At 47.6% G+C, this 12618-nt stretch carries 6 protein-coding genes; 4 read left to right on the top strand and 2 right to left on the bottom strand.

The window, feature by feature from the left end:
* Both WBG78_RS04415 and WBG78_RS04410 read right to left on the bottom strand, forming a co-directional pair.
* A complete protein-coding gene (locus WBG78_RS04415; RefSeq protein ID WP_337325165.1) occupies window positions 1–531 on the bottom strand; it encodes a hypothetical protein in 531 nt (176 codons plus the stop codon).
* A 75-nt stretch (window positions 532–606) separates the two neighbouring features.
* Window positions 607–819: a hypothetical protein gene (locus WBG78_RS04410; RefSeq protein WP_337325164.1), complete on the bottom strand. Its 213-nt coding sequence runs from the start codon at window positions 817–819 to the stop codon at window positions 607–609.
* A gap of 315 nt (window positions 820–1134) precedes the next feature.
* Between WBG78_RS04410 and WBG78_RS04405 the strand changes: the two genes are divergently transcribed.
* The 4 genes from WBG78_RS04405 to WBG78_RS04390 all read left to right on the top strand — a co-directional run bounded on the left by WBG78_RS04405 (window position 1135) and on the right by WBG78_RS04390 (window position 12615).
* Complete coding sequence (locus WBG78_RS04405; protein ID WP_337325163.1) at window positions 1135–5253, top strand: two-component regulator propeller domain-containing protein; 4119 nt, start codon at window positions 1135–1137, stop codon at window positions 5251–5253.
* Window positions 5254–6333: 1080 nt separating this feature from the next.
* Entirely contained in the window at window positions 6334–9525 is a 3192-nt protein-coding gene (locus tag WBG78_RS04400) for a SusC/RagA family TonB-linked outer membrane protein (protein WP_337325162.1), read from the top strand.
* Window positions 9526–9546: 21 nt separating this feature from the next.
* Complete coding sequence (locus WBG78_RS04395; RefSeq protein WP_337325161.1) at window positions 9547–11247, top strand: RagB/SusD family nutrient uptake outer membrane protein; 1701 nt, start codon at window positions 9547–9549, stop codon at window positions 11245–11247.
* Window positions 11248–11343: 96 nt separating this feature from the next.
* Entirely contained in the window at window positions 11344–12615 is a 1272-nt protein-coding gene (locus tag WBG78_RS04390) for a glycan-binding surface protein (RefSeq protein ID WP_337325160.1), read from the top strand.
* Window positions 12616–12618: the final 3 nt, after the last annotated feature.

The raw sequence follows: 12618 nt of genomic DNA, 5'->3' as shown, positions 1-12618 counted from the left end.
CTACATGTCAAAGTCGAAAAAATAAGCTTTGCCGGACTTGTCGTCATACCAGTAATACTTGAAGTGGCCGTGACCATCAGTCCAGGCGAGCTTTTGCAGACTTGCAATATGGTTTTTATCCCACCAATCGAAGTCATGCTGCATGCCAAATCCGTTATCCATGTTGGCGGTATCAATTTGCAGCACATTAAACTTTATTATCGCTGCCGATGTAACCGCATTGCAATCAAACGCAAACATGTAGTCCTGATCGATTCCTATGGCATCATCGAAACAATAGAGGTTCTTAACGTCTGGGCTAGGCTCGATCTTCAGAAAATCACGAAAGCGTTTCCTATTGTTTTCGGTATCCGGAGTGTAAGCATCAAAGGTTGGAAATACTTTTTCTACCTGCCGGGCAGCCTTGTTCTTTATTCTGTCGGATAATCCGTCGGCCTTTTGCTTCATCCTGTCGCATGAAGTTACCAGGAGCGCACACATCAGGTATAGTATCGTAGAACTGAAGGCTGTAGAAATAACACCTCTTAACATCAATTGGACTGTTTCATTGATCTGAAACGCTGTTCACAACTATTAGTTGCCAAGATGCGACTCAGTTCCCCCTTGTCAATTCAAAAACAAATTGTCGGTAAACTGAATCTCCTTCGAGGTCACAATCATAACGAACAGCGCAGTCAGTCCAACGCCTATAATGTAAGCCTCCCAGAAACTTCCCGATTTCAAAAAGCGGCTACCATCCGTCTTCACCATTCGATCTTTGATCATGGCAACCAGCAGCAGCGCGAGAATAAGCAGGTACGACATGAATATGAATATCATAACTAAGACATTTTTATCGAGGCACTAGCAAAGTCTGTGTCAGTCGAAAATGGGCTGATTTAAAGTACTCCCTCAAACCTTTGTTCAATCAGTGTGGAGTTTCGGCCTCAGGAATTGAGGTGAGGACGCAACTTTCGCATCTTCGCAAACGGACAGTCACCGCTGTCGTGTGCCTTAACATATAATGGATTGCCTACGATGTATTCCTCGCCTCATTGATAGGTAACATCCCCAGCTACCTTTTCAATAATCCGCTTTCTTTTATTCTTCTGTTTCGGTTAACTTTAGATTGGCCCCAACCAGGCACCCCAACTGATGCGCTACTCTTTGCTGCTTCTCGTCATCGTTACCTTAATTGGCAGCAAGTGTCTTGCACAATCGCATCACTATCAGTTCGGCCGTATTGACATTGCCAAAGGACTTTCACATCAAACCGTAAACGACATTCTCAAAGACAGCACTGGTTACCTGTGGTTTGCTACCGCCTCCGGGCTCAATCGATATGATGGCTATTCAATTAAAGTATTTCGGACTATCCCCGGCGATTCAACTTCACTTGGTGCAAATGAAATAAACAGAATATGCGAGGGCCCCAATGGCATGCTGTGGTTGTTTTCTCACGCCGGCAACAACGTATATAACCCAAAAACCGAAACTTTTATCAGGAACACAAACCAGATGCTCACCGAAATGAACATCGCTACCGGCCTGATTACGTTCATCAAGAAAGACAGGGCCGGAAACTTCTGGTTCATTCACTACAACCAGGGCCTCTACTGTTATAAGCCTGCCACGAAAGAAACGTTCCGCCTGGTGCCCAAGGAAGGTGATAATGGAAGCATCTCCTCCCTGAAGATGTCAGCGTTGGAGGAAGATTCAAACGGCCACATGTGGCTTGTTCATCAGAATGGTACCTTCGAAAAGATCGATCCGCTTACCATGCGTGTAGTTTATCGCAATGTCGAATTGCGCGAACGCTTCGGGAATCAACTCTTTGATTACATTCTGATGATCGACGCCGACAACGATCTGTGGATGGCCAGTGATCGGAACTTCGGATGCTTTCAATTTGAAGTAGCAGAAAATAGACTCACAAACTTTAATCGCTCCTCAGCAACAAAGCTAACATCTAACATTGTTAAGAAAGTTGTCCAGGATAATGAAGGAAAAATATGGATCGGTACAGAGAATGGCGGAGTAAATGTGATTGATAAAAATGACCACTCCATCATCACACTCCTTAACGATGAAGAGGACAATCGTTCATTAAGTGAAAATAGCATTCATTCGATGCTAAAAGACCGCGATGGCATCATCTGGCTTGGTACTTACAAAAGCGGGATCTCATTTTACCATCCCGATATCTTCCGGTTTCAGATGTATAAATATCAGCGCTCGAAGTCCAATGGTCTACCCTTCAGAGACATCAACGCGCTCGCTGGCGATGCACTGGGCAACCTATGGATCGGTACAAATGGAGGAGGCCTTATCTACTTCGATCGTGCAAAGAATTCGTACCGGCAATATCTCCACGATCCATCGAATCCGCATTCACTGAGCAATAATGTAGTTGTGAGTCTCCTCCTTGATCACGAGAACATGCTATGGATTGGTACGTACTATGGTGGGCTAAACCGGTTCGACGGAAAACAATTTCATCATTATCTGCACGATGCCTCAAATCCCAAAACTCCAGGCGATGACAATGCATGGACGATCATGGAGGATTCAGAACGCAATCTATGGTTAGGCACACTTAAGGCTGGTGTCGACGTATATGATCGAAAGCGAAATGAATTCTATCACTATAAAAACGGAGAGCCGAATTCCATCCATACTTCATATGTTCCTGCAATCGCCGAAGACACGAACGGCAACATCTGGATGGGTACCGGCTATGGCGTAGAAATGCTCGACAGGCAGTCAGGCCGATTTATTCACTATCTGAATGCTCCGAAAGATTCAACGTCAATCAGTGATAACGGCACTACTTCGATCATTCAGGACCACCGTGGATTGATTTGGATCGGCACTCATAGCGGACTGAATTTATACAATCCCAAGACGCGATCTTTCCGCGTGTACCGTGAAGAAGATGGCCTTGGCAGCAATTACATTTTGTCGCTCATCGAAGACAATGACCACAACATCTGGATAGGAACGCCACAAGGATTATCCAAACTGATGATAAAAGAATCCTCAGGCCCTCAATCGCCGGAGAAACAAGCTGAATTCTCGTTCACGAATTATGGTGAATCGGACGGCCTTTGGGGGAGTGCATTCCATGAGAATGCCGCTGTTAAACTGCTTACTGGCGAACTTGCATTCGGAGGATTGCAGGGCTTTATCATTTTCCAGCCCAACGGCATCACTGAAGACAAAACAGTATCGAATGTTGTCTTCACCGATTTCCAACTATTCAACCGAAGCGTTAAGATTGGCGAAAGCAGGAAGGGTGATGTGGTTCTCCCTGCGGCGATGCCCTATCTGAAAGAGATCATCCTAAAGCCGTACAACAACATCTTTTCAATTGGCTTTACAGCGCTTGACTTCTTCCATCCCGAGAAAACGAAATACAGGTACAAGCTGGATGGATTCAACAAGGAATGGCTCACAACGGAAGGCTCTCAACGTAGCATAACGTTTACCAACCTCGATCCGGGCGACTATAGTTTTCAGGTTCTCGCTTCCAATAGTGATGGTGGCTGGACTGCCGAGCCAGCAACTATTCACATACGCGTGCTGCCCCCGTTCTGGAAATCCAACACTGCCCTTGTGCTCTACTTTGTTTTCATCATGGGCAGTTTGTTACTAGTTAGATGGCTGACGCTTTCACGACTTAAAATGAACTTCCGGATTCATCATGAAAAGCTGGAGGCGCAACGCATGCATGAGCTCGATACCATGAAGATCAAGTTTTTTACCAACGTCAGCCATGAGTTCAGAACACCACTAACATTAATCATAACACCACTTGAAAAGCTCATTGCAAAATCATCCGGCGACGATGTGGCACAATTGCAGGTAATTAACCGCAATGCACGCAGGCTGCTGAATCTTGTAAATCAGTTGTTGGATTTCAGAAAAGTGGAAGTTCAGGAAGTAAAATTGAACACTTCCGAAGGAGACATCGTTGGTTTTATCAAATACCTTGTCTATTCATTCTCCGACCTGTCGGAGAAAAAGAACATCCATTTGTCATTCACCACCACAGTGCCTCAGCTTGAAACGTTTTTTGATCAGGATAAGGTGGAAAAGATTCTGTTCAACCTGCTGTCGAATGCATTCAAGTTTACTTCAGAAGGCGGCAACGTGAAGGTTGAACTGTCTCTGAAGGAAAAGGACGGCGACAACTTTCTTTTAGTTAAGGTGATCGATACGGGTATTGGTATTCCCGCAGATAAACATCAAAAAATATTTGAGCGCTTCTACCAGAACGATCTGCCTGAAAACCTTGTCAACCAGGGCAGCGGCATCGGTCTTTCGATCACCGCGGAATTCGTCAAGGTGCACGGCGGATCAATTGAAGTTGAAAGTGAGCCTGGCAAGGGAAGCTGCTTTACCGTTTCTCTTCCGATTACTCGTCTTGAGTCTGAAACCGTTATGAACTATGTACGCAACGGTGAGGAGGATGCCGAACTCTCCGAAGCACCGGAGCAGTCGGGCAAGCCCGTCATTCTTCTCGTAGAAGACAATGAAGACTTCAGATACTATTTAAAAGACAACCTGAAGTCGCACTACACAATTCTTGAAGCAGCTAACGGTAAGGCTGGGGTTCAAAAGGCTCAGGCAGTTGTTCCCGACCTGATCGTCAGCGACATCATGATGCCCGAGGTTCACGGAATCGACCTTTGCAAGAAGATCAGGAGTGATGTTCGCACGTCGCATATTCCTGTGATCCTTCTTACGGCGCGCGCGGCAGAAGAGCAAAAGATCGAAGGCTTTGAAGCAGGCGCCAACGATTATATCACCAAGCCATTTAGCTTCGAGATACTTCAGTCAAGGATCAAAAACCTGTTGTCTCAACGCGAAGCATCTCAAAAGCAATTTCAAAAGCATTTTGATGTGAAGGCCAGCAACATCGAAGTGACTTCACTGGATGAAAAGTTAATAAAGAGAGCAATTGAGGTTGTGGAACAAAATATAATGGAGCCCGACTTCTCAATCGAGAACCTCAGCCAGGAGCTGGGCATGAGCCGCGTCTACTTATATAAGAAGCTGGTATCGCTTACCGGCAAGTCACCATTGGATTTTGTAAAGTCTATACGCCTGCAGCAGGCCGCTCAGTTACTGGAAAAAAGTGACCTAAACGTTTCGGAAGTAGCCTATCGCGTAGGATTCAGCAATCCAAAATATTTCGCGAAGTGCTTCAAGGAAGAGTACAAAGTGTTGCCCTCTGCTTACGCCACATCTCAACAATCAGAAAAGAAATGAGCTGTTCTAGTCGAGCTACTGATGCAAATACCAGGCATCCACATTTAAGATCTGGGAAAGTAAAGGCGCAGTCTCCCGTCCCTCGGAATTAACCAACCTCTACGCACGAGCCGTCCAAACAACCAAAGCAAACGTGCTGAGCTTTCAAAATCAACGCGCCTCCCGAAAACTCTAAAACTCCCATTCCTCCCGATCCTGCATTTATTCGTGGCGACATACGCATAGCCTACAACGGACTGGACCGGACGTCCACAGTTAGTTGAAATAGAAAGAATGGCAATAGCTCTGTCAGAGAGCCACAAATTGTCATTGCGCTACAACCTCACCAGCTGATCAGGAACGCAATGAATACGGCGATCAACAAATAGACGACCATTTCTATAATCAATACGAGTCGGTTCTTTTTCTTCAGGTCATCCATGAATGCGCCGGATTTGCGATGGCACTAATCTACATGCGCATTCAATCATCGAGGGGCAACAAATCGTTATGATATGGGTGTGATTTGTTAGTAACGGCTTCAATACCCGAAAAAAATGAAAGAATCCGCCGCGTTCCGGGTCGTCTTGGATCCAACGGCACCACTATGCTCCTGAAGAAATATTACCCCTCCCTACGACTCAATTCACGATACCTGTTAATAGCGCCATTTGAAGGGTACGCAAATTGGAGAAATGTTCCGGGCAAAAGACAGCCGACATTAGAATTGTAGGCAGTAAGGAAAAACACGGACGCATCAGCAATCTCCATCAGATTCTTGTGTATTTGCTCCTGCAACATCCTGTTCATCAGATCACTTAGCCTCAAATTGACCCAACTCTTTGCAATCGATTGTTAACAATTGAACCCCTCATCGTTAACAATTTTTGGCCCGCAGTTAACAATTCCGGGAGCACTCCTGAAGAATCGAGTACCTCCGTCGGCTCGCCATCGGCCTAATTTACGCAATCGATCCCACAGCCGATTTCAGGACTAGCCCCAAAGCCTGTTCGATTGACGCCAGCCAGATCAAAACGACATTCCCAAACAGGAAACACTCAATTACGGAACTCACTAACCATCCAATTAACCATCAATTCTATGATCAAAAAACTCTACAGTAGCATGTTCGCAACTGTGGCGCTATTGCTCCTTCTCTGCTGCAACCTCTATGCACAGGAACGGGTGATAACCGGCACGGTTAAGGACAAGTCCGGGCAACCGGTCATCGGTACCAACATTTTAAGAAAGGGTACTGCCACAGGAACAACGACAGACACCAATGGCAAGTTTGCCATCTCAGCAAGCGACAACGACGTGCTGGTGTTTACATTCATCGGCTATGCCGCCCAGGAAGTAAAGGTCGGCACGCAAACAGCAATCTCTGTTGCCCTTGAAGAAGACGTAGCTCAGCTGAGTGAAGTAGTCGTTGTCGGATACGGCACGCAGAAGAAAAGCGACCTTACAGGCGCTATATCATCTCTCGCCGGTGACGTACTGAGAGAGTCAGTAACAGCGAGCGTAGACCAGGCGTTGCTTGGCCGCGTTTCCGGTGTCCAGGTAACTCAAAACTCTGGTCAGCCAGGTGGCGCCGTCTCTATCCGAGTGCGGGGCACAACTTCACTGACACAAAGCAGTGAGCCTCTCTATGTGATCGACGGCATTCAGGTTGGTGGAAATGCACAGGGTATCTCCGGCTTCGACTGGCAAGGTGGTGCCGGAGGACAACAGGCCGCTGCATCAAACCCGCTTGCATCGATAAACCCTAATGACATTCAAAGCATCGAAGTATTGAAGGACGCTTCTGCAACTGCTATCTACGGCTCGCGTGCTGCCAACGGCGTCGTGATCATCACAACCAAACGCGGAAGAAAAGGCAACTCCACCGTGAGTTACAATGGCTACTACGCACTGCAGGAAGTGTACAAGACTTTCGATATGATGGACCTTCCGACTTATGCCTCCTATAATAATGAGGTAGCCCAGGAAGTATCGACGATTGTCTCCAATCCCAACTTCGCAGATCCAAGCTTGTTAGGTCGCGGTACTGATTGGCAGGACGCCGTCTTTCAGGTTGCACCTATGCAGAGTCATACAATCACCGCCTCGGGTGGAAGCGACGGTACTCAATATATGGTATCAGGTGGTTACTTCGGACAGGATGGTGTGATCATAGGATCCAACTTCGATCGCTTTAACGTACGCACGAACATCGACAGCCGCGTGCGCGAGGGAATCAATGTAGGAGCCAGTATCGCTCTGTCCAGAAAAGATGAAAAGATCACACTCAATGATGGTGGTGATGGTGTGATCTCGCAGGCCGCACAGATGGGACCTCAAATCCCGGTTAAAAACTTTGATGGAACATACGCAGGACCAACTCAGCAAAACGGCTCTGCTCAGATCAGCTCTAACCCGGTAGCCCTGGCGTTACTGCGAAACAATACCGTGCTCAACAATCGAATCATGAGCAACCTGTTCGCAGACGTGCAGATCATCAAAGGACTTAAGTTCAGAACAGAGTTTGCCGTCGACTACAGCAACACGCTCAACAAAGCATTCCTTCCTACCTATAAATGGGGAACGCTTGTTAACAACACCAGCCAGTTTGCACAGCGTTCTGATCAAAGCTTCTTCTGGTTGTGGAAGAACTACCTGACTTATAATAAAACATTTGGTGCACACGACCTCACTTTGCTCGCAGGTACCGAAGCACAAAAGGGAACCTGGGAAAGCTTCACGGCCTACAAGATCAACCTGCCTAATGACATCCAGGTGATGAACCAGGGCCAGATCTCCAACATCCCTAATACAGGCGCATCCGTATGGAACTCACTGGCATCATTATATGCACGCGCCAACTATGGATATAAGGACAAATACTTATTGACAGCAACTGTACGCAGAGACGGATCATCCCGCTTCGGTCCAAACAACCGCTGGGGTGTGTTCCCTTCCGTATCCGGTGCGTGGAGAATATCCAATGAAGAATTCTTCCCTTCGAATGCAGAAGTATTAACGAGCCTGAAGTTAAGAGTTGGATGGGGTCAGGTGGGTAACCAGGAGATCAGGAACTATGCCTTCGGTTCTGCACTGAACAGCCTGAATTCATACTTCGGTCCTGCAGTCATCAACAGCGCTTACTCTAACCCCGATGTGCAATGGGAGTCCACTTCGATGACTAACGTCGGTGTCGATCTCGAAATGTTTAATGGTCGCCTCGATCTGTCGGTTGAAGCATACAACAAAATCACCGATAACCTCCTCCTTCAGGTAAACCTGCCCGCGACCTTTGGTGAACAGGTCGCCGGCCCTCAGGCAAACGTCGGTAGCATGAAGAACAAAGGCATTGAAGCAACATTGAACACAATCAATATTGACAAAGGAAACTTCAAATGGACAACCAACGCCAACATCTCTATTAACCGGAATATGGTTACAGACATGGGTGGCTACCCGATCTTCAATGCACTCTATTGGTATACCGGCTTCCAGACGGCCACAATGACCAATGCAGGTTATCCTGTAGGACAATTCTATGGATATGTGATGGACGGAATCTTCACAACGAAGGAAGAGATCCAGAATCACGCCGTACAAATTCCTAGTGACGAAGACCCGACCAAGAACAAGATTGAAAGAACAACCGGCGTGTGGTTAGGTGACATCAAATGGAAGGACCTCAATGGCGATGGCAAGATCACCAATGAAGATCAGAAAGTGATTGGTAACCCAAATCCCGACTTCACTTTCGGTTTCAATAACTCCTTCTCTTACGGACCTGTTTCCCTTGATGTGTTCCTCATCGGTTCCGTGGGTGGCGACATCCTGAACTACTCACGCGCACGAAACGAACAAATGCTCAGCAACTTCGACAATCAGTCGCTCACGGTACAAAACAGAGCACGCACTCAGCTCAAAGAAGGCGGTACAGACATCAACAATATTGATGATGTAGAACTCATCAACCCTGAGACCAACATGCCGCGCTTCGACAATGGCGGTGAAAACTTCAACCACTATATGTCTACACGCTGGCTGGAAGACGGAACGTATGTAAGAGTTCAAAACCTGAGACTCGCCTACTCGCTTCCCTCGTCACTCATAAGCAAAGCGAAGATCTCAAGACTGCAGTTGTACGCCAACATCCAGAACCTGGCAACTTTCACGAACTATTCAGGTTTGGATCCGCAGGTCGGCGCATTTAACCAGAGTCCGTTGCAGCAAAACATCGACATGGGACGCTATCCCCTGCCGCGTGTATACACGTTTGGTGTGAATCTCGATTTCTAAACGACTAGCCGAAGACTATTTATGAAAAGATATATAAAGTATTTTCTCGCAACTGCGCTCACAGTTTCATTGAGCGCTTGCAAGGATGAATTTCTGGAATATGTACCCCAGGACCAGGCAACGGTCGATGGATGGTATCGCAACGAAAAGGAGATCCGTCAGGCTACAGCATCACTGTACGGCCGTCCATGGTTTGGTTTCAATGATGAATTCAACTGGCTCGCAGGCGATCTTATGGCTGGTGATATGCACCACAACTGGGACCAGGAAGGTCAGTTCTTCTACATGTCATTCAATGAGAACAATTCTTACATTGGTGATGGCTGGCAGGGCTTGTACGACGTAATCTCTTACGCCAACCTGATCATCGACGACATGCCGGTGATTGCAGGTCGCTATGGCGTAAGTGAATCAACTATCAATGCCGGACTTGCTGAGGCACGCTTCATGAGAGGTGTAGCCTATTTCCTTTTGACTGAATACTGGGGTGAAGCACCTATTATCGAAAAGCCAGCTTCCAAGATCGCTTCCGGCGATCTGCAACTTCCCAAGAACACAACGGCCAGTCTATACGAGTTTGTTCGGCGCGATCTGGCATTTGCCGCAGACAACCTTCCCTCAACTGACGAAGCAGGTCGTGTCACGTCATGGGCTGCAAAGGGCATGCTTGCTAAGCTTCATGTCACCCTTGGCCAACGAAGCGTGGGTGGTTCCCCTGTCGGTTCCGCCGCAGATTTCACAACAGCTGCCAATTACGCTGCCGATGTAATCAACAATAGCGGCCTCACACTCTTCGCCAATTACGAAGACATGTTCAAGATTGAAAATGAACACAATCCTGAAATACTCTTCGCTCTTCAGTGGATTAATGGTGGTTATGGTTATGGCAACAGCCGCCAGGCACGCTTTGCACGTAGCAGTCGTCAAACCGGCGATTCCCAGGCATGGGGCGGTGGAAAGTGTATGACACAAAGTTTCCTCAGCACCTTCCAGGAGAATGCAGGAACGGCGGTCGACAAAAGAAGAAGAGGTATTTTCATGCAGACCGGCGATACTTATAACTATATCGCTACTGCCGATGGCGGATACAAGTATGAGATAGTCTCACGCGATGAAAAGGGAGTTCAACTCGAAGGAGCTACACCTACGCTCAACAGCCTTAAGAAATATGTAGTAGGCAGCGCAGCAGATCACGGATATGTAATCTCCAACCAGGATTCTCCCCTGGACAATTACATGCTGCGGTTGTCGGATGTTTACCTGTTGTACACTGAAGCACTCATGGGCGCATCCAACACACTGGCTAGTGGTCCAGGTCTCGATTCTTACAACGCAGTAAGAGATCGCGCTGGTCTTGCTCCCAAAACATCAGTGAGCTATGTACAGTTGTTCAACGAGCGCCGTATAGAGTTTGCCCTCGAAGCGCTCTCATGGCTGGATGTGAAGCGCCGCTACTATCGCGATGCATCCGATGCGCTCGCGTATCTTAATAGCCAGGGCCGAACCGATCGCTATTACCGGATCAATTCCAACGATAATCTTGAGAACGACCCCGCTGGTTATGAACTGGTACCTGCAGGTACAACGTCTTCTCACGGCAATCAAAATACGGACCCTTTAGTAACCTTTAGCGCTGCGAAGATGACTCTTCCTATTCCCGGCAGCGAGATGGTTGCCAACCCGCTGCTGAAAGAAGAAGCTGTTGACTATGAATTCGAATAAGGACTACGACAATGAAATCTCCTCGTATTGCTTTCAATGGCAGCAATGAAAATATGACTGGCGATTCAATGTCTTTGAACAAATAAATTCTAACACATGAAATTCACTCGATATAAAACTTCGCTGATTGGCCTGGGCAGGATTGTTCCCGGGTTGATGATCAGCGTCATGCTGGTCTTCTCGTCCTGCGAGCAGGATGGCGACGGCACGTCTCTCGAAACACCGAATGGTGATGCCGGCATTAATTACATCCGTCTGCCGGAACCGACCACATCAGATTCGTTACTGGTAAGCGCAACCCTTGGAACAGGAATCGTGATCGTAGGTGAGAACTTAGGTGGCACCCGCGAAATTTGGTTTAACGACCAGCAAGCCAGTCTCACTCCAACCTTTGTTACGAACAAGACCATCTTCGTGAGTGTTCCAAGTGTCGCTCCTTCAAAGGTCACGGACAAACTTTATCTCGTTGACGCAAACAAGGATACACTTGTCTATGACTTCGTCGTGTCGATACCCGTACCTGAGCTCTATGCCGTTAAGAACGAATGGCCGAAACCAGGCGAGCATCTCCTGATTGCAGGAAATTATTTCTTCGAGCCTGTTACAGTTACATTTCAGGGCGGCGGTGTCGGCGACATAGTTGCCGTCTCTCAAACTCAGATCGAGGTTGTTATTCCCGAGGGCGCTACTGAAGGTCCAATTAAGCTTTCAACCAACTTCGGCGAAACTGAGTCTACGTTTCACCTCTGGGACAAGCGCAACATCATCCTCAACTTCGATGATAAGGTTGCCAACGGATGGCGTATTGGTCTGAGGGAAGATCTCGATGGCCCTATTGATGGAAAGTATCTCGTTGTTCGTGGCAACATAGCAAAGAACCAACGCGATGAAGGGCCTGGAGCTCCTGCCGAATCACCTCTGACAATGGAATTCTGGGGTGGTCCCGCAGGTCGCACCGAAAACTTCTATCCCTCTTACCCGAATTCATATCGCGACTATGTATTGAAGTTCGAAGCTAAAGTGAAGAAGTGGTATGGCGGTTCCCTCAACCTTTGCCTGGCCACACCTGGTCACTCAGCAAGCAACCAGGAGATTTGGAGCAACAGCATCAACGCACGTGCAGTATGGGCACCGTGGGCTGCCGCTGGTGAAGAGTTCACTACAGGCGACGAGTGGATCACTGTGGTTGTGCCCATGTCGGAGTTTCAATACTTCATGGATGCTCCCAGCGATGTGGTCTACACACCAAATCAGAAGTTCGTCGAATCAGCAGCCGGATCTTTCAGCACCTGGATGTTGGGCTCGCCGGAAAACACCGGCAACGCCGTCGAGTTTTATATCGATAACGTGCGATTTGTTAAACCTTAGTAA

Origin of the sequence: Chryseolinea sp. T2, assembly GCF_037203685.1 — a bacterium.
Lineage (GTDB): Bacteria > Bacteroidota > Bacteroidia > Cytophagales > Cyclobacteriaceae > Chryseolinea.
The sequence above is the reverse complement of the archived record's forward strand: the minus strand, read 5'-3'. Positions and strand labels throughout refer to the sequence as shown.

Bases quoted from the DNA above. Each gene is read 5' to 3' on its own strand.
- WBG78_RS04400 (WP_337325162.1), top strand. From the start codon at position 6,334: ATGATCAAAAAACTCTACAGTAGCATGTTCGCAACTGTGGCGCTATTG.
- WBG78_RS04405 (WP_337325163.1), top strand. From the start codon at position 1,135: ATGCGCTACTCTTTGCTGCTTCTCGTCATCGTTACCTTAATTGGCAGC.
- WBG78_RS04395 (WP_337325161.1), top strand. From the start codon at position 9,547: ATGAAAAGATATATAAAGTATTTTCTCGCAACTGCGCTCACAGTTTCA.
- WBG78_RS04390 (WP_337325160.1), top strand. From the start codon at position 11,344: ATGAAATTCACTCGATATAAAACTTCGCTGATTGGCCTGGGCAGGATT.
- WBG78_RS04410 (WP_337325164.1), bottom strand. From the start codon at position 819: ATGATATTCATATTCATGTCGTACCTGCTTATTCTCGCGCTGCTGCTG.
- WBG78_RS04415 (WP_337325165.1), bottom strand. From the start codon at position 531: ATGTTAAGAGGTGTTATTTCTACAGCCTTCAGTTCTACGATACTATAC.